The organism is Plantactinospora sonchi, from assembly GCF_036422035.1.
GTDB classification, from domain to species: Bacteria; Actinomycetota; Actinomycetes; order Mycobacteriales; family Micromonosporaceae; genus Plantactinospora; species Plantactinospora sonchi.
In genome coordinates this window covers 501982-519464 of the sequence record NZ_JAZGQK010000012.1, presented here as the reverse complement: position 1 = coordinate 519464, position 17483 = coordinate 501982, and the positions used below count along the sequence as shown (strand labels likewise).

Here is a 17483-nt window from a genome sequence, read left to right as displayed (position 1 = left end):
GCGTTTGTTGGTGGCGCTGTTGCTGGTCCGGCGGTGGCCGCGCAGGCCGCTCCCGAGCAGCATGTGTCGCCGGTTGCGATGTCGGTGATGGCCGACAGGGACCACGGTAAGGGTGACCACAAGGACGGTCACAAGGATGGCAGGCCGTCGCGGGACCGGTTGGTGCCGCATGGTGTGCAGGGTGAGCAGGCGTCGATCCCGATCTCGGGTGAGCAGGCTGACAACGTGAAGGCGATCGTGAAGGCCACGAAGAAGGCTGGTCTGGACGAGCGGGCCGCGGTGATCGCCGTTGGTACGTCGCTGCAGGAGTCGAAGTTGGAGAACCTGGGTGACCTGGGTGCCAGCAACGACCATGACTCGCTGGGTCTGTTCCAGCAGCGTCCGTCGTCGGGTTGGGGTTCGCCGGAGCAGATCACTGATCCGCAGTATTCGACGACCGCGTTCCTGAAGGGTCTTCGTGAGGTTGATGGTTGGCATGATCTGCCGCTGACCGTGGCCGCGCAGAAGGTGCAGGTGTCGGCGTACCCGGACGCGTACGCGAAGTGGGAGAACCAGGCCGCTGACCTGGTCGCCAACGCCTGGAACAACAGCTGACCCACCCACACGAACGATCCGCTGGCCGGGTCCCCACCACGGGGACCCGGCCAGCGGCGTATCCAGCTACCGCACCTCCACCGCGACTCGAAGTGCTGGATCGTCCACCGGGTCCGGCTGACGGAACAGCCGGTGTGGCCACCACAGGAACCGGCCGATGTCCAGACTCAGCGCCGGCACCAGCACGGACCGGACCACAACGGTGTCCAGGAGGATGCCGAACGACACCGCGAAACCGAGCTGCACGATCATCGTGAGCGGCAGCGTGGTGAGGACCGCGAAGGTCCCGGCGAGGACGAGACCCGCCGAAGTGATCACCGTCCCGGTCGCGGCCAACCCGATGACGGTGGCCCGGCGGGTGCCGTGCCGCGCCGCCTCCTCGCGTACCCGGGTCATCAGGAAGATGTTGTAGTCGACGCCGAGCGCCACCAGGAAAACGAAGAGGTAGAGCGGCAGCGAACTGTCCTCGCCACTGAACCCGAAGAGGTGCCGGAACACCAGCACGCTCGCGCCGAGCGCGGCACCGAACGACAACACCACGGTGGCGATGAGCACCAACGGCGCGACCAGGGACCGCAGCAGCAGCACCAGCATCACGAAGACCACGGCGAAGACGATCGGCAACAGCAGGGTCCGGTCGTCCCGCGCGGCCCGCTGCATGTCGAGTCGGGCGGCGGTCTCCCCACCGACCAGGGCCTGCGCCTGCGGCACGGCCCGTACCGCGTCGCGTACCCGGTCCACCGTCCGGTACGCGGCTGAACTGTCGGCGGGGTCGGTCAGAGTCGCCTCCAGGTACGCCTGACCGGCCCGCAACCCGGTGGCCGTGACGGAGTCGGGATCGACGCCGGGGGTGGCGGCCACCGCCGCCCGTACCTCGGCGGCCCGGTCCGGATGGCTCACCACCACGAGGGGCGTACCGACGCCGGCGGCGAAGTGCCGGGCCAGCACCGCTTCGCCGAGCGTCGAGTCGTGGCTGCCCCGGAACGCCTCCCCGCCGCTCAGGCCGTTCGCCTCCAGCTGGGTGGTGCCGAGTGCCATCGCGGCGAGGACGAGGCTGGTCACCACCCAGGTCAGCCGGGGCCGTCTCCCGATCATCCGGCCGATCCGGAACCATCGGCCGCCAATCCCGGGGTCGGGTACCGGGATGTTCCGGTACCGGGGCCGGTCCGGCCAGAAGATCCAGCGTCCTGCCCTGACCAGCAGCGCGGGAAAGGCGGTCAGCATCACGACCAGCCCGGTCAGCACACCGACCGCCAGAACGGGGCCCAGCCCACGGGCCCACCGCACGTCGGCCAGCAGCAGGCACAGCATCGCGGCGGCGGCCGTACCGGCACTGGCCGCGATCGCCGGGGCGGACCGCCGTACCGCGACCGCCATCGCCTCGTACCGGTCCTGGTGACGACGGAGTTCCTCGCGGTAGCGGGCGACGAGCAGCAGCGCGTAGTCGGTGGCCGCCCCGAACACGAGGATGGTCAGGATGGCGCTGCTGTCGGCGTCCACGGCCAGCCCGGCGTAGCGGGCGAGCAGGTAGACGACCGCCTGCGCGGTGACCAGGGCGAGCCCGGCGGACAGGACCGGCAGCAGCCACAGCACCGGACTGCGGTACGTGAGCAGCAGGATCACCACGACGACCGCCACGGTGGCCAGCAGCAGCCGGGTGTCGAGACCACGGACCGCCGCGCTCTGGTCGGCGAGGGACCCGACGGGGCCGGCGACGTACACCCGCATGCCGGCGGCGTCCGGGACCGCGACCTGCCGGATGCTCTCGACCACGTCGGCGGCCCGGTCGAACGGATCGGGGCCGAGGTCGAGCGGGACGACAAGCTGGGCGGCGGTGCCGTCGCCGGCCACGGTTGGACCGACCGGCGGGCCGGCCAGGTCCGGACGCCCGGCGAACGCCCGGGCGTCCGCGGCCAGCGTGGCCCGGTCGGCGTCGGTCAGCCCGGTGGCCCGCTCGTAGACCACCACCGCGGCGAGCGTGTCCGTGGTGACGGTCGACATCTGCACCTGCCGGACCCGGCTGGATTCGGCGTCGGCCGGCAATCCCCCCGGTCCGTCGGCCTGCACCGAGCCGAGCCGGCCGGACAGCCCGGCTGCCAGCACGGCGGTGACCAGCCAGAATCCCAGCACCAACCAACTGGTACGCCGTCCGACGACCAGCCGGACCAGCCGTCCGCCACCACCCGCTCCGTCCGCCGCCGTCATGCGCCCTCCACCGGGTACGCCGTACCGTCGGCACGGGTCAGGGCACGATCGACAACCATCAGCACCAGGATGAACGCGGCCAGCGCGGTGAACGACCGGATGTAGTTGAGCATCTCCCAACGGGACAGGATCGCGGCGTGGTCGGCCGAGGGCGACGTGGTCAACCAGTCCCGCATCTGGCGGTTGATCGGGACGTTCCCGAACCGGGTCACCACGAACGTGGTCACGACCAGGGCGCTCGCCGCCCCGGCGAGCCGTCGGGGCGTACCACGCAGCAGGATGGCCAGCACCAGCGAGCTGAGTACGGCGACGCCCATCGCGCTCTGCATGACCGGTCCGTTCATCCGCATCAGTGCGCTGTGGAAGGTGAGCCGGACGTCGAGCGGCACGGCCTGGAACGCCTGCACGACGTTGAGCGCGCCGTAGCAGAACGCGCCGGCGAGCAGCCCGGTGGACATCAGGGCGAGAGCCCGGACGATGCGGACGGCGGTCGCCCGCGATCTCGGGTCGGCGCCGGAGCCGGCTCGTCGGGTCCGCTCCGCTCGGGGGGTGCGGACGCGCTCGGCGGATGTACCCATGGCCTTGCTCCTCAGCTCGGAATGACGGTCCTGACCGGCGTGCCGCGGAACATCCCGCGACGGTGATCCGTCGACCTGGGCGGATCTGGACAGGCACCGGCGTTGCCTGGTGACGATGCCTGACGAGCCGGGTTCGGGCGTCGTGCCGGAGAGGACAACCGCCACTGCCGACAGCGGCGCACTCCGGGGGAGCGATACCTCCACGGTGGTAGTCCGGACTACCACGGCTGCCTGACGCGGCGGGCCCACGCCATCGTCTAGCGTTCGGGGATGCGCGACGGAGGCTACGGATGATCCGGGTGCTGCTCGCCGACGACCAGGGGTTGATCCGGGCCGGTTTCCGGGCGCTGCTGAACGCCGAGGACGACATCGAGGTCGTCGCGGAGGCGGCGGACGGCGGCCAGGCCGTCGCGCTCGCGGTCGAACACCTGCCCGACGTCGCGCTCATCGACATCCAGATGCCGGTCTTCGACGGTATCGAGGCGACCCGGCGGATCGCCGCCGATGCCCGACTCAGCGCCGTGCACGTGGTGATGCTGACCAACTACGGCCTCGACGAGTACGTTTACTCGGCGCTGCGGGCCGGTGCCGGCGGTTTCCTGGTGAAGGACACCGAACCGGAGGACCTGTTGCACGGGGTACGGGTCGCGGCCCGGGGTGATGCCCTGCTGTCACCCGGCATCACCCGTCGGCTGATCGGCGAGTACGTCTCCCGCCCGCCACGTGGTGATCTCACCACCGTCCTGGGCGTGCTGACCAACCGGGAACGTGAGGTGGTGGCGCTGGCTGCCCGGGGACTGTCCAACGAGGAGATCGCGGCTCAGATGGTGATCAGCCTGGCCACAGCCAAGACCCACGTCAGTCGGGCGATGACGAAGCTCCGGGCCCGGGACCGGGCGCAACTCGTTGTGCTGGCGTACGAGTCCGGCCTGGTCACTCCGCCGGAGAAGCGGTAGCCGTCGGCGCTGTGCGCCCTCGACGACCTAGCGCCTGCCGCGGCTACGGATCGTTGATATCCAGGCCAGTAGGGTGGCCAGGAGGATCGCGGCGCCGATCGAGAGCGGGATCAACGAGTCGATGATGAGACTGGTCCGCTGGCTTTCCACCGACTGCACGCAGTCCCACATGGGTGACGGCGTGCAGTAGGGCGTGAAGTTGACGATCTGGTAGACCCCGAACCAGATGAGGCCGATGCCGGTGACGAGGCCGAGACTCAACCACAGTCCCCGGGCGAGCATCGTCAGCGCAGTCCCGTCCGAGGCACAGTCGTCCCGAGCGGTACGGCTGTCGTCATCATGTGCGGTCTTTCGGCCGTCGGCCGGCACCGAGTCGTCTCCACCCGCCCATTATCGATGTCCGGAACGCGATCTCAAGGGTCCCTGCGTCGTACCGACCGGTCCGTTCCCCGCGTCCGACCACGGATGGGGCGGCGGGTACGTCGTCCCTGGTGTCCGGTTCGGGTTCATGATCGACAGGCTGTGGTGGAATGTTGGCGGGGCTGGGGTCGTTACATTACGCGTACGGCTGAGTAGCACGGCTTGTGAGCTGGGCTGATGGGTTCGGGTCTGGGAATGATCCGGGGCCTGCGGTCGTTACATCTCGTGTTCGCTTGAGCACCGACCCCCTATGGTGCCGGCGGGTTTCTGGTCCCCGGAAGAGTCTCCTTCTTCTGGTGTGGGCCGTTGTTCTTCTCTCTGACACTTCACACGCCCCCCCCGCGTGTGGGTGTTCATCCCCGATTGGAAGGAACAACCATCATGAACAGCAAGCTGTTCGCTGGATGGCTTCCGGCCATCACTGAGACTTCTCTGGTTCGTAGGACCGTTCTGGGTGCCGCTGGTCTGGCGTTTGTTGGTGGCGCTGTTGCTGGTCCGGCGGTGGCCGCGCAGGCCGCTCCCGAGCAGCATGTGTCGCCGGTTGCGATGTCGGTGATGGCCGACAGGGACCACGGTAAGGGTGACCACAAGGACGAGCACAAGGACGGCAGGCCGTCGCGGGACCGGTTGGTGCCGCATGGTGTGCAGGGTGAGCAGGCGTCGATCCCGATCTCGGGTGAGCAAGCTGACAACGTGAAGGCGATCGTGAAGGCCACGAAGAAGGCTGGTCTGGACGAGCGGGCCGCGGTGATCGCCGTTGGTACGTCGCTGCAGGAGTCGAAGTTGGAGAACCTGGGTCATCTGGGTGCCAGCAACGACCATGACTCGCTGGGTCTGTTCCAGCAGCGTCCGTCGTCGGGTTGGGGTTCGCCGGAGCAGGTCACTGATCCGCAGTATTCGACGACCGCGTTCCTGAAGGGTCTTCGTGAGGTTGATGGTTGGCATGATCTGCCGCTGACCGTGGCCGCGCAGAAGGTGCAGGTGTCGGCGTACCCGGACGCGTACGCGAAGTGGGAGAACCAGGCCGCTGACCTGGTCGCCAACGCCTGGAACAACAGCTAAAGAAGCATGAACTCTGAACTCTGACCGCTGGCCGGGTCCCCACCACGGGGACCCGGCCAGCGGCGTGTCCAACGGTGCACGCCGGCCGGTCCACAACCTGCGGGAAACGCTCGTCCGGCCGTGCTCAGCGGGGCCAGTCGGTGAGCTTCTCGCGGATCTGCCGTACCTGATCGGCGTCGCGCCCGTAGCGGGCGAAGCGTCGGTCGGGCAGCCGGTCCAGGTAGCGGCCGACCGCGGGGACATCCTCCGGCTCGATCGCCGGGTCGTACTCGTGGGCGAGTCGGAGCAGGTCCGCGACCGTGTACCGGTCCAGTGCGGCGGCGATGTCGATGTAGTCCCGCACCTCGCGGCGGGTGATCAGCGCGGCCGTCTTGCTGGCCACCAGATCCTGGACGTGCATCACCGGGCCGAGGTCCATCACCACCGGGCTGCGGTGTCGGTCCAGCCTGCCCAGGCTGAGTCGCAGCCGTCGTCCGCCCTGGCCGACCAGGAAGTCCTTCATGTCCTGGGCGAAGCCGTCGAACAGCCCGGCAAGGTCGGCGGACGGGTCCTCGTCGGCGACGGTGAACCCGGACGCCTCCAGGGCGGCCCGGACCTCCGCCGCGGCGTTGGCCGCCGCTCCGTCGACGTCGGCGAACAGGTCGACGTCCTCGGTAGGGCGGTTGACCAGTCCGTGTGCGGCCCAGGCGATACCGCCACCCAGCACAAAACCGTGCTTGTCGGCCACGGAGAGCGCGACCCGGGCGACCTGGCGGTAGAAGTCGTCGAGATGGCTGGTGGTCATGCCGCCCGGCGGTCACCTGACGGCTCGGCGGTGGATCCGGCGTTCAGCGACGGGTGTCGCAGTTCCCAGGCCGCCCGTACGCCACGCGGCAGGTTGAGCACCGGCCACACCTGGTGGAGCAGGTGCCCGTTGAGGTACCGACGCAGGTCCTCGGTGCGGGTGCTCTCCCGCAGCACGTTCTCGTACATCCAGAGCAGTTGGTCCGGGTCGGCGAGTTCGAAGACCCGGTCCGGGCCCCACATGAGGCGCAGGGGCAGGGTCACCCGGCCCCGGGTCGGCCCGGTCAGCTCGGTCACGGTCCGGGTCACCACGGCCGGTCGGCCCGGTCGGGCGAGCGGGGCCACGCTGGTCGGCGGCCCGGCGACGTACTGCATGCGCTCAGGGTAGCCCGAAGGTGGCGGACCCGGATGATCCCTACCTGATTTCGCCGGTCCGTCCGGCTTCAACGGACCACGGGAGCCGGTCCCTGGCGGATCAAGGGCTGGGCTGGCAAATCCGGAATGCCGGACCCGTCCGCCTGGTTGTGTCTCTCGGTACGCCCGCGAGCTCCGCCCCCTGGATCGCGGGCGTACCTCTGTGCGCTGGCCGGTTCTGCTCAGCGCCGCTCCTCGGAATCCAGATCGAAAGGGCAACCATCAGATGAACCCGATCTTCGGGCGATGGCTCCCCGCCATCGCGGAGACCGTCACCACGCGGTGGCTGCCGGCCGTCGCACAGAATCGGGCGGTACGGCGGATCCCCGCCGCTGCGGAGACCGTCACCACACGGTGGCTACCCGCCATCGCGGAGAGCCCGGCGGTACGCCATCTGCCGGCCCTCGCCGAGAAACCGGTCGCCCGGCGTACGGCGTTGGCTGTCGCGGGGCTGACCTGCGCGGCCGCCTGCGCCGCCGTCGGCGGTGGGGTGTCCGCGGCGACGACCGCCGCCGCGCCGGCCGGCCCGGCGACGCCGGCGGCGTACACCCAGACGACGCGGGCGGACGCCCCGCAGAACGGTACGGCCCAGGACAGGACCGCGCAGGACAGCAGTGCCCAGGACCGGTCGAACGACCGGCACTCGGACGACAACCCGGGCCGGGACGCCCTGGTCCCGTACGGCGTGCAGGGCGACCAGTCGCACGTCGATCTCGACGACGACCAGTGGGACAACGCGCGGGAGATCGTGCGGGTCGCCCGGCAGCAGGACGTCGGACCGCGTGGCGCGGTGATCGGCGTGGCCACCTCGTTGCAGGAGTCGAAGCTGCGCAACCTCGGCCACCTGGGCGCCTGGAACGACCACGACTCGCTGGGCCTGTTCCAGCAGCGGCCGTCGTCCGGCTGGGGCGCACCCGACCAGCTCACCGACCGGGACTACTCGGCGAGTGCGTTCTTCAACGGGCTGAAGCGGGTCAACGACTGGCGGGACCTGCCCCTGACCGACGCCGCCCAGGCGGTGCAGGTCTCGGCGTACCCGTTCGCGTACGCGCAGTGGGAGGACCAGGCCGCCGACATCGTTGCGCACGTCTGGCCGCACGCACACTGAGCATCCTCGGCACAGCGGAAGGGGTCGGCCGGAGGCCGGCCCCTTTTCCCGTCGCCCGACGTCACGACCGACCCGGGTCCTTCCCCGTTCGGCCGTGCTCCGTCCGCCCGGCAGGGAGCCGCGCTCGGCGCCCGGGCAGGATCGCCGGGCCGTGCACCGCCGGGATGGTCAGATCCACCCCTTCCGGCGGAAGACCAGATACAGGATGATGGCCAGGCCGAACGTCAGGACCAGTGACACGATGAACTCGCCCTGGGTGTGCCGCCAGGGAAACGCCAGGTTCTGGCCGAAGAACCCGGTCACCGCGGTCGGTACGGCGATGATCGCGGCCCACCCGGTGACCTGCTTGACGATCAGGTTCAACTGGTTGTTCTGCAGCATCAGGTTCGTTTCGAGCATCGTGGTGTCGAGGTCGCGCAGCGAGTCGGTCCACTCGATCACCCGCAGCACGTGGTCGTAGAGGTCCTGGTAGTAGGGGATCATCTCGGTGTCGACGGTGTGCATCGTCGGCCGCATCAGCGCGTTCACCACCTCGCGCATGGGCAGGGTGACCTGCCGCAGCCGGACCAGGTCCCGTCGGGCCAGGAAGATCCGCTTCTGCACCTCGTTCCGGTTCATCCTCCGGCCGTTGAACATCGCGTCCTGCACCTGTTCCAGCGACGCGTCCAGTTGCTGTACGGCGCTGAAGTGCCCGTCGATCAACGTGTCGAGCAGCCCGTAGAGCAGGAAGGCGACGCCGTGCTGGCCCAGTTCGGCGCCCTCCTCCCACCGGGCCAGCACCTCCTGGATGTTGAACCGCTCGTCGTAGCGGACCGTCACCAGCACCCGGGGCTTGATGAACGCCGACACCTCGACGTCGTCCAGGCCGCCTGCGGCGTCGAGCCGGACCATGTAGGTGTTCAGGAAGAGGTGGGTGTCGTAGCGGTCGAGTTTCGCCCGCTGGTCCTGCTGGATCACGTCCTCGAGCGCCAGTTCGTGCATTCCGAGCTTCTCGGCGAGCAGCCGCAGGTCACGCTCCTCCGGCCGGCAGATGTCCAGCCAAGCGATCGCCCGGTCGTCGCGGTCGAGCCTGTCACCCACCTCCTCGGGCGGGAAGTCCTCGTCGACCAGGTTGCCGTCCCGGTAGAGCCGGGTCAGGAACGAGCCCACCCGTCGCCCCTTCGGCTCGACCCCGGGGCCCGCCCGGGGTGGGGGTGTCCCGGTGGTCGTGTCTCGGCGGCCGGCGCCAGGACCGGTGTCATGCCGGGAACCCGTCGGGTCCGGGTACGCCGGGCGTCGTCGGCCCGTCGAGGCAGGGCGGGACGACGTCCACCGGCGTGGGATCGGGCATGCGTCGGGATAGCCGGTGCCGCGCGCCCTAAACCCGACCGGGCCGGAACTGCCCGATCGGTCGACAGCGGCCTCGACGTACCCGCTCTCCCGGTTCGGCCCGGGCTCCGGGCCGGCCAGGCGGTCACCGCGCTGACGGTCGACCACCTGGCCCGCGCCGGGTGGTGGCCCGCCGTGGTCAGCGCGGCATCGCCACGCCCAGTGGTGCGCTCGGCGTGAAGGTGCTCGGCATCGTGACGTAGCCGTTGATGATGCCGACGCTCTCGTTCTGCCGGGTGCCGGCCCCGTCGATCGTGTAGTCGGGCATCCTTTCCAGCAGCCGCTGCGCCATCAACCGGAACCAGAGCCGGGCGTACTGCAGCCCGATGCAGCGGTGGATGCCGACCCCGAAGCTGGTGTGCCGGTTCGGCGTACGGTCGAGACGTACCTCGTCGGGCTCGGGGAAGACCTTGGGATCCCGGTTCGCGGCGGCGAAGGACATGAAGACCCGTTCGCCCTCCCGGATCTGCTGCCCGTTGACCACGGCGTCCCTCGTGGCGGTCCGGGCGAAGCCCATCGCCGGTGGGAAGACCCGCAGGAACTCCTCTGTCGCGTGCTCCCACAGGGCCGGGTCGGCGGCCAGCATCTTGCGGTGCTCGGGGTGCTCGGCCAGCCAGTTCGTCGCGTGCGCGAACAGCGCCGTGGTGGTGTGCACCCCGCCCTGGATGACCAGCAGCGCGATGATCACCACTTCCTCGTCGGGCAGCGGTCGGCCGTCGATGCTGCCGTTGGCCAGTGCGCTCAGCAGGGTCTCGTCGGGGGTCTCCCGCAGTCGGGGCAGCGTCGCGGCGACGGCGCCGCCGAGCTGGCCCACCACCTGTACGTTCTGCATGAAGTCCGGGTCGCTGGGCGGGCAGGCGGCGAGCCGGTGCATCGGCTCGGCGTACGTCTGCCAGTCGTCCAGCGGCAGGCCGAGCAGCTTCATCGTGGCCAGCGCCGGCATCGGGTTGCCGAGGTCGAGGACGAGGTCCATCCGCCCGCTCTCGCAGACCCGGTCCAGCAGGGCGTCGACGGCCTGCGCGGCGAACGGTTCGCTGGCCCGGACGGCGGTCGGGCTGAAGAACGGGTTCAGGATCCGGCGGTACGCGTTGTACTGCGGCGGATCCAGTTCCAGCGGGATCTGGGGAAGCGGATTCGGCGGGATGACGATGCCCTGGCGGGGGTCGGACGGGTCGGCGGCGTTGCGACCGGAGCTGAAGGTGGCGTCGTCGCGCATCACCTGGTTGAGGCTGGCGTGGTCGGCGACCACCCAGAAGCCGCCGTAGGCATCTGTCCGGGCCACCGGGCAGCGGGCCAGCAGGTCGTCGGAGACCGCCCGCCAGTTGGCGCGGTATTCGGGGGAGTGGTGGTCGAAGTCGATACGTGGGGGTGTGGCCGAATCGGCACCGATAGATTGATCGACAGACATCGCGACAGCGTACTGCCGAAAAACGCTCCACGGTGAGAGCGGTTCGGGCTACGGTCTGGGTGGGTTTCCGCGCTTCATCCCTTCTCGCAGGTCACCGGCATTTCCCGGAACCGGATGGACGTTCCGTCCGGCCCGTGGCGGCTGCCGGGCTTGCCTGCCCGGCGGAATCGGGAACCACGAGGCGAACGGTGGTCGGGTCACCGACCTGGTTGGTGGAGGAGGTGCCGGGAATGGGGATCCGCACCTTCATCGAAGGTTGGCCGGTGTACCGGCAGCTGACCGGCACCGATCCGCTCGGCCGGGGCGCGGCGGCACAGTCCGCCCGGTCCGTCGGGCTGACCCCGCGTACCGACACCGCCGACTCGGTGGCCCGCTCGATCTGCCCGTACTGCGCGGTCGGCTGCGGCCAGCGGGTCTACGTCTCGGACGGCCGGGTCACCCAGATCGAGGGCGACCCGGACAGCCCGATCTCGCGGGGGCGGCTCTGCCCCAAGGGGGCGGCCAGCAAGAACCTGGTCACCAGCGAACTGCGCCAGCAGAAGGTCCTCTACCGTCGGCCGTACGGCACCGACTGGGAGGAACTCGACCTGCCCACCGCGATGGAGATGATCGCCGACCGGGTGCTCGCCGCCCGGGACGCCACCTGGGAGGACGTCGACGACCAGAACCGCCCGCTGAACCGCACCCTGGGCATCGCCGCGCTCGGCGGCGCCACGCTGGACAACGAGGAGAACTACCTCATCAAGAAGTTGTTCACCGCGATGGGTGCGATCCAGATCGAGAACCAGGCCCGCATTTGACACTCCGCCACCGTCCCCGGTCTGGGGACCAGCTTCGGTCGCGGTGGCGCGACGGCCTTCCAGCAGGATCTGATCAACAGTGACTGCGTCATCATCCAGGGCTCGAACATGGCCGAGGCCCACCCGGTGGGCTTCCAGTGGGTGATGGAGGCGAAGGAGCGCGGCGCCAAGATCTTCCACGTCGATCCGCGGTTCACCCGGACCAGCGCGCTGGCGAGCAGCTACGTCCCGATCCGGGCCGGTGCCGACATCGCCTTCCTCGGCGGCGTCGTGCGCTACATCCTGGAGAACGAGCTGGACTTCCGGGAGTACGTGCTGGCCTACACCAACGCGGCGACCATCGTCAGCGATGACTTCCAGGACACCGAGGAACTCGACGGCCTCTTCTCCGGCTACGACCCGGAGACCTCCAGCTACGACCAGACCAGCTGGCAGTACCGGGGGCAGGAGAGCAACGGACAGAACGACACCGCGACCGAGCGGGAGAGCGCGGCCGGGCTCCGGCACGAGTCGCACGGCGCGCCGATCTCCGGCCAGGCGATGCGGGACGAGACGCTGCAGCACCCGAACTGCGTCTACCAGATCCTGAAGCGGCACTACGCCCGCTACACCCCGGAGCTGGTGGAGCGGGTCTGCGGGGTGCCTCGGGCGAAGTTCGAGGAGGTGGCGAGGGCCTGGACGGAGAACTCCGGGCGGGAGCGGACCACCATGCTGGTCTACTCGGTGGGCTGGACCCAGCACACCGTCGGGGTGCAGTACATCCGAACCGGGGCGATCATCCAGCTGCTGCTCGGCAACATGGGCCGGCCCGGCGGCGGCATCCTCGCGCTGCGTGGGCACGCCAGCATCCAGGGCTCGACCGACATCCCGACCCTGTTCAACCTGCTGCCCGGCTACCTGCCGATGCCGCAGTACCAGCAGCACCAGAAGTTCGAGGACTGGGTCACCGCCATCCAGCACCCCGGTCAGAAGGGGTTCTGGGGCAACGCCCGGGCTTACGCGGTCAACCTGCTCAAGGCGTACTGGGGTGCGGCGGCGACCCCGGAGAACGACTTCTGCTACGACCACCTGCCCCGGATGACCGGCGACCACGGCACGTACCAGACCGTGTTCAACATGATCGACGGCAAGGTCAAGGGCTACTTCCTGCTCGGACAGAACCCGGCGGTGGGGTCGGCGCACGGCCGCGCCCAGCGGCTGGGCATGGCCAACCTGGACTGGCTGGTGGTCCGCGACCTCTTCATGATCGAGAGTGCGACGTTCTGGAAGAACAGCCAGGAGGTGGAGACCGGCGAGATCACGCCGGAGCGCTGCCGTACCGAGGTCTTCTTCCTACCGGCCGCCTCGCACGTCGAGAAGGAGGGCACCTTCACCCAGACCCAACGGCTGTTGCAGTGGCGGGAGAAGGCTGTCGACGCGCCCGGCGAGGCCCGCTCGGAGCTGTGGTTCTTCTACCACCTCGGCCGGATCGTCCGGGAGAGGCTGGCCGGCTCGACCCGCCCCCGCGACCGCGCCCTGCTGGAACTGGCCTGGGACTATCCCACGCACGGTCCGCACGCGGAGCCGAGCGCCGAGGCCGTGCTGCGGGAGATCAACGGGTACGAGGTGGAGACCCGCCGCCCGCTGTCGAGCTTCGTCGAGATGAAGGACGACGGTACGACCCTCGGCGGCTGCTGGATCTACACCGGCGTCTTCGCCGACGGGGTCAACCAGGCGGCCCGGCGCAAACCCGGCCGGGAGCAGAGCTGGGTCGCCCTGGAGTGGGGCTGGGCCTGGCCGGCAAACCGCCGGTTGCTCTACAACCGGGCCTCCGCCGACCCGGAGGGCCGGCCGTGGAGCGAGCGCAAGCGGTACGTCTGGTGGGACGAGGAGTCCAGCCAGTGGGTCGGTGCGGACGTACCGGACTTCGAGAAGACGAAGCCGCCGTCGTACCGGGCACCGGATGACGCGAGCGGGGTGACCGCGCTGGACGGCATCGACCCGTTCGTCATGCAGGGCGACGGGAAGGGCTGGCTGTACGCGCCGGTCGGCGTACTGGACGGGCCGCTGCCCACCCACTACGAACCGGCCGAGTCGCCGATCCGCAACCCGCTCTACGGCCAGCAGGCGAATCCGACCCGCAAGCTCTACCGCCGGTCGGACAACCCGACGAACCCCAGCCCGCCGCAACCGCACAGCGACGTCTTCCCGTTCGTCTTCACCGTCAGTCGGCTGACCGAGCACCACACGGCGGGCGGGATGAGTCGTACCGTGCGCCACCTCGCCGAACTGCAGCCGGAGATGTTCGTGGAGGTCTCGCCCGAACTGGCCGTCGAGCGGGGACTGACCCACCTGGGCTGGGCGCACATGGTGACCAGCCGCAGCGTGATCGAGGCGCGGGTCATGGTCACCGACCGGATGGCCCCGCTCTGGCTGGAGGGCCGGATGATCCACCAACTCTGGATGCCGTACCACTTCGGCACCGAGGGTCTGGTCCGGGGCGACTCGGTCAACGACCTGTTCGGCGTCACCCTGGACCCGAACGTGCTGATCCAGGAGAGCAAGGTCGCCACCTGCGACGTACGGGCCGGACGACGGCCGACCGGCCCGGACATCCTCGACCTGCTCGCCGACTACCGCCGACGGGCCGGACTCGACGGCCACCACCCACCGGTCGTCACCGCCGCCGAGCGGCCCGACGACGGCACGGACCGGAAGGAATGAGCATGGTCGACATCCGACCGGCCGTCGCGGTGAACCCCGCCGAGCGGGCCGGGTACGTGGACCCGCCGCCCCGGATGGGCTTCTTCACCGACACCAGTCTCTGCATCGGCTGCAAGGCCTGCGAGGTGGCCTGCAAGGAGTGGAACCTGGTGCCGGACAGCGGCTTCGACCTGCTCGGCATGTCGTACGACAACACCGGGGCGCTGACCGCGAACTCCTGGCGGCACGTCGCCTTCGTGGAGCAGGCCCGTCCGGTCGGGTGGCAGTCGTCGGCGCCGATGACCGGTACGCCCACCGGGACCTCGGCCAGTGTGGCCACCGCCGAGGCGGGTGCCGACACCCACGTGGACACCGGCACCGACCCAGGGGTTCCGCCGGCGCCCGACGCGGCCCCGGCCGGCCGGATGGTCGACGGCACCCAGTTCCTCGGCATGCCCGGCACCGACCTGCCCGGTAAGGGCGACCGGAGCGGGCGGGCCGACCTGCGCTGGCTGATGATGTCGGACGTCTGCAAGCACTGCACCAACGCCGCCTGCCTGGACGTCTGCCCGACGGGTTCGCTGTTCCGCACCGAGTTCGGCACCGTGGTGGTGCAGGAGGACATCTGCAACGGCTGCGGCTACTGCATCCCGGCCTGCCCGTACGGGGTCATCGACCAGCGCCGGGACGACGGTCGGGCGTGGAAGTGCACCCTCTGCTACGACCGGGTCAAGGGCGGCCGGACCCCGGCGTGTGCCCAGGCCTGCCCCACCGAGTCGATCCAGTACGGCGAACTCGACGAGCTCCGCGAACGGGCCCGGGTCCGGGTCGAGCGGCTGCACGCCGACGGGGTGCCGGAGGCCCGCCTCTACGGCCACGACCCGGCCGACGGGGTCGGCGGGGACGGCGCCTTCTTCCTGCTGCTCGACGAGCCCGAGGTGTACGGCCTGCCACCCGACCCGGTGGTGACCACCCGGGATCTCCCCGAGATGTGGCGGTGGGCCGGGCTGGCCGCGCTTGCCATGGTGACCACCACCGTGGCGGCGTTCGTCGGGGGGTCGCGGTGAGCGGCCGGGGCCTGCCCGGCGAGCCGCTGGGGGAGCGTTTCCGGCAGTTCCGGGCCCGGCTGGAACAGTCGAACGGCGGTGGCCGGCGCCGGGGCGCCCGGCGCGGCGGCTCCGGTGGGCCGGGTCTGGTCGGCGGCGAGCCGCTGCCGGTACCGCCCGCCCAGTTCGCCTCCTACTATGGGCGGCCGATCCTGAAGGCGCCGGTGTGGCGGCACGACATCCCGGCGTACCTGTTCACCGGTGGGCTGGCCGCGGGCTCCGCGCTGCTGGCCGCTGGTGCCGACCTGACCGGCCGTCCCGCGCTGCGCCGGTCCGGTCGGCTGGTGGCGCTGGGCGCGCTCGGCGCCAGTACCTACTTCCTGATCAACGACCTCGGCCGGCCGTCCCGGTTCCATCACATGCTCCGGGTGGTGAAACCGACCTCGCCGATGTCGATGGGCACCTGGATCCTCGCCGTGTTCGGTCCGGTCGCCGGTGTGGCGGCGGTGAGCGAGTTCGCGCCGTTGCTGCCCCGGCACGGTCTTCCCGGGCTGGCCGGCCGCATACTGCCCCCGACCGGTCGGGCCGCCGGTCTCGCCGCCGCGGTCGCGGCGCCGGCCCTGGCCACGTACACCGGGGTGCTGCTGGCGGACACCGCGATGCCGGCCTGGCACGACGCCCATCCGGATCTGCCGTTCCTGTTCGCCGGCAGCGCGCTGCTGGCCGGCGCGGGTGCCGGGCTGGTCAGCACACCGGTCGACCAGGCCGGGCCGGCGCGACGGCTGCTGGTGGCCGGCGCGGTGCTGGAGAAGCTGGCCGAGCACCGGATCGTCCGGAGGGGGCTGACCGGCGAGCCGTACCGGCAGGGGCCCGGGGGGCGGTTGCTGCGTACCAGCCGGCTGCTGCTCGCCGCCGGTACCGCCGGGGCGTTGCTCGGCCGGCGTAGCCGGGTGCTCTCGGCGCTCTCGGGTGCGGCCCTGCTGGCGTCGTCGGTGCTGACCCGGTTCGGGGTCTTCGAGGCGGGGGTCGCGTCCGCCCGGGACCCGAGGTACACGGTGGTGCCGCAGCGTGAGCGGCTCGACCGACGGGCGTCGACGCCGGCCGGGGGGCCGGCGGCGCCGGGTGCGTGAGCGTCGAACCATCAGGGGGAACCATGGCTTTCAAGACACCCGACCAGGTCGCGACCACGGCGGTGAACGCCGGCGTCGTCAAGGCGAACCTCACGCCCGGGCGGATGCTCGCCGGTGGGATCCTGGCCGGTGCCTACATCGCCTTCGCCGGCCTGCTGGGCGTTGTCGTCACCGCCGGTATGCCGGTACAGATCTGGGGGAACCTGTCCACCCTGATCTTCGGCGCGGTGTTCGCGGCCGGCCTGATCATCGTCATCATCGCCGGTTCCGAGTTGGTCACCGGCAACATGGCGCTGCTGCCGCTGGCCCTGACCTCCGGCCGGACCACGGCGGGGCGGGTCGCGATGAGCCTGGTGATCGTGACCATCGGCAACCTGATCGGCTCACTGCTGGTCGCCTACGTGTTCGCGGTGGAGAGCGGCGTCATCGGATCCGCGGATTCCGCCGCCGGCACCGGCGGCGCGCTCACCTTCGCCAAGCTCGCCGCCGTCGCCGAGGGCAAGGCGCTGAACGAGGACACCGTGCAGATCTTCCTGCGCGCGGTCGGCTGCAACTGGCTGGTCTGCCTCGCCGTCTGGATGGCCTACGCCGCCGAGGACATCGCGGGGAAGATCCTGGCGATCTTCTTTCCGATCATGGCGTTCGTGGCGCTCGGCTTCGACCACGTGGTCGCCAACATGTTCTTCCTCCCGGCGGCGATGTTCGCCCACGTTCCGGGGGTCGGCGCCTGGGACGTGGTGCACAACCTCCTCCTCGCCTTCGCCGGCAACGCGGCGGGCGGTGCCCTGTTCGTCGCCGGCTTCTACTGGTTCATCTATCTGCGTGGTCAGGCGCGGCCGATCACACCCGACGGCGTCCAGACCACCCCGACCCCGGACAAGCGCAGCAAGGGCGGCCAGGACGCGGCCGGCCCACGCTGACCGCCGGTC

15 protein-coding genes are annotated in these 17483 nt (G+C 70.3%); 8 read left to right on the top strand and 7 right to left on the bottom strand.

What is annotated here, in order from left to right:
- Window positions 1-33: 33 nt before the first annotated feature.
- Window positions 34-594, top strand: coding sequence for a hypothetical protein (locus V1633_RS16510; RefSeq protein ID WP_456238638.1), 561 nt, complete (start codon window positions 34-36; stop codon window positions 592-594).
- A gap of 66 nt (window positions 595-660) precedes the next feature.
- Here the strand turns inward: V1633_RS16510 and V1633_RS16505 are convergent, their stop codons facing one another.
- Both V1633_RS16505 and V1633_RS16500 read right to left on the bottom strand, forming a co-directional pair.
- The gene (locus V1633_RS16505) at window positions 661-2799 is read right to left on the bottom strand and encodes an MMPL family transporter (protein WP_331215191.1); all 2139 of its coding nucleotides are present in this window, start codon (window positions 2797-2799) and stop codon (window positions 661-663) included.
- Window positions 2796-3377, bottom strand: coding sequence for a DUF1772 domain-containing protein (locus V1633_RS16500; protein WP_331215190.1), 582 nt, complete (start codon window positions 3375-3377; stop codon window positions 2796-2798). Before V1633_RS16500 ends, V1633_RS16505 begins: the two co-directional genes overlap by 4 nt.
- A 290-nt stretch (window positions 3378-3667) precedes the next feature.
- On the opposite strand from V1633_RS16500, the gene V1633_RS16495 reads away from it, so the two are divergent.
- A complete protein-coding gene (locus tag V1633_RS16495; protein ID WP_331215189.1) occupies window positions 3668-4333 on the top strand; it encodes a response regulator transcription factor in 666 nt (221 codons plus the stop codon).
- Between the two features lie 27 nt (window positions 4334-4360).
- Here V1633_RS16495 and V1633_RS16490 read toward each other — a convergent pair whose 3' ends face one another.
- Window positions 4361-4702: a hypothetical protein gene (locus V1633_RS16490; RefSeq protein WP_331215188.1), complete on the bottom strand. Its 342-nt coding sequence runs from the start codon at window positions 4700-4702 to the stop codon at window positions 4361-4363.
- A gap of 432 nt (window positions 4703-5134) precedes the next feature.
- Between V1633_RS16490 and V1633_RS16485 the strand changes: the two genes are divergently transcribed.
- Entirely contained in the window at window positions 5135-5815 is a 681-nt protein-coding gene (locus V1633_RS16485) for a hypothetical protein (RefSeq protein ID WP_331215187.1), read from the top strand.
- Window positions 5816-5939: 124 nt separating this feature from the next.
- Here the strand turns inward: V1633_RS16485 and V1633_RS16480 are convergent, their stop codons facing one another.
- Window positions 5940-6599 carry a nucleotidyl transferase AbiEii/AbiGii toxin family protein gene (locus V1633_RS16480; protein ID WP_331215186.1) on the bottom strand — a complete coding sequence of 220 codons (660 nt, stop codon included), beginning with the start codon at window positions 6597-6599 and terminating at the stop codon, window positions 5940-5942.
- Complete coding sequence (locus V1633_RS16475; protein WP_331215185.1) at window positions 6596-6973, bottom strand: hypothetical protein; 378 nt, start codon at window positions 6971-6973, stop codon at window positions 6596-6598. Before V1633_RS16475 ends, V1633_RS16480 begins: the two co-directional genes overlap by 4 nt.
- 265 nt (window positions 6974-7238) lie before the next feature.
- Between V1633_RS16475 and V1633_RS16470 the strand changes: the two genes are divergently transcribed.
- Entirely contained in the window at window positions 7239-8120 is an 882-nt protein-coding gene (locus V1633_RS16470; RefSeq protein ID WP_331215184.1) for a hypothetical protein, read from the top strand.
- A gap of 168 nt (window positions 8121-8288) precedes the next feature.
- Here V1633_RS16470 and V1633_RS16465 read toward each other — a convergent pair whose 3' ends face one another.
- Window positions 8289-9269, bottom strand: a complete 981-nt coding sequence (locus tag V1633_RS16465; protein ID WP_331215183.1) for a magnesium transporter CorA family protein — start codon at window positions 9267-9269, stop codon at window positions 8289-8291.
- A gap of 358 nt (window positions 9270-9627) precedes the next feature.
- A complete protein-coding gene (locus V1633_RS16460) occupies window positions 9628-10896 on the bottom strand; it encodes a cytochrome P450 (RefSeq protein WP_331215182.1) in 1269 nt (422 codons plus the stop codon).
- Window positions 10897-11126: 230 nt separating this feature from the next.
- Here V1633_RS16460 and fdh point away from each other — a divergent pair, with 230 nt between their 5' ends.
- Genes fdh through V1633_RS16440 form a run of 4 tightly spaced genes read left to right on the top strand, consistent with a single transcriptional unit; the run spans window position 11127 to window position 17474 of the window.
- Window positions 11127-14399, top strand: a complete 3273-nt coding sequence (gene fdh, locus V1633_RS16455; RefSeq protein ID WP_331215181.1) for a formate dehydrogenase — start codon at window positions 11127-11129, stop codon at window positions 14397-14399.
- A 2-nt stretch (window positions 14400-14401) separates the two neighbouring features.
- Entirely contained in the window at window positions 14402-15445 is a 1044-nt protein-coding gene (locus V1633_RS16450) for a 4Fe-4S dicluster domain-containing protein (protein ID WP_331215180.1), read from the top strand.
- On the top strand, window positions 15442-16554 hold the full coding sequence (gene nrfD / locus V1633_RS16445; RefSeq protein ID WP_407952025.1) for an NrfD/PsrC family molybdoenzyme membrane anchor subunit: 1113 nt from the start codon (window positions 15442-15444) through the stop codon (window positions 16552-16554). Before V1633_RS16450 ends, nrfD begins: the two co-directional genes overlap by 4 nt.
- A 23-nt stretch (window positions 16555-16577) precedes the next feature.
- On the top strand, window positions 16578-17474 hold the full coding sequence (locus V1633_RS16440; protein ID WP_331215179.1) for a formate/nitrite transporter family protein: 897 nt from the start codon (window positions 16578-16580) through the stop codon (window positions 17472-17474).
- Window positions 17475-17483 lie beyond the last annotated feature (9 nt).

What these genes read in the sequence shown, in the direction of transcription:
- V1633_RS16505 (WP_331215191.1), bottom strand. Translation starts at nt 2,799, where the DNA reads ATGACGGCGGCGGACGGAGCGGGTGGTGGCGGACGGCTGGTCCGGCTG.
- V1633_RS16500 (WP_331215190.1), bottom strand. Translation starts at nt 3,377, where the DNA reads ATGGGTACATCCGCCGAGCGCGTCCGCACCCCCCGAGCGGAGCGGACC.
- V1633_RS16495 (WP_331215189.1), top strand. Translation starts at nt 3,668, where the DNA reads ATGATCCGGGTGCTGCTCGCCGACGACCAGGGGTTGATCCGGGCCGGT.
- V1633_RS16485 (WP_331215187.1), top strand. Translation starts at nt 5,135, where the DNA reads ATGAACAGCAAGCTGTTCGCTGGATGGCTTCCGGCCATCACTGAGACT.
- V1633_RS16480 (WP_331215186.1), bottom strand. Translation starts at nt 6,599, where the DNA reads ATGACCACCAGCCATCTCGACGACTTCTACCGCCAGGTCGCCCGGGTC.
- V1633_RS16475 (WP_331215185.1), bottom strand. Translation starts at nt 6,973, where the DNA reads ATGCAGTACGTCGCCGGGCCGCCGACCAGCGTGGCCCCGCTCGCCCGA.
- V1633_RS16470 (WP_331215184.1), top strand. Translation starts at nt 7,239, where the DNA reads ATGAACCCGATCTTCGGGCGATGGCTCCCCGCCATCGCGGAGACCGTC.
- V1633_RS16460 (WP_331215182.1), bottom strand. Translation starts at nt 10,896, where the DNA reads ATGTCTGTCGATCAATCTATCGGTGCCGATTCGGCCACACCCCCACGT.
- V1633_RS16450 (WP_331215180.1), top strand. Translation starts at nt 14,402, where the DNA reads ATGGTCGACATCCGACCGGCCGTCGCGGTGAACCCCGCCGAGCGGGCC.
- V1633_RS16440 (WP_331215179.1), top strand. Translation starts at nt 16,578, where the DNA reads ATGGCTTTCAAGACACCCGACCAGGTCGCGACCACGGCGGTGAACGCC.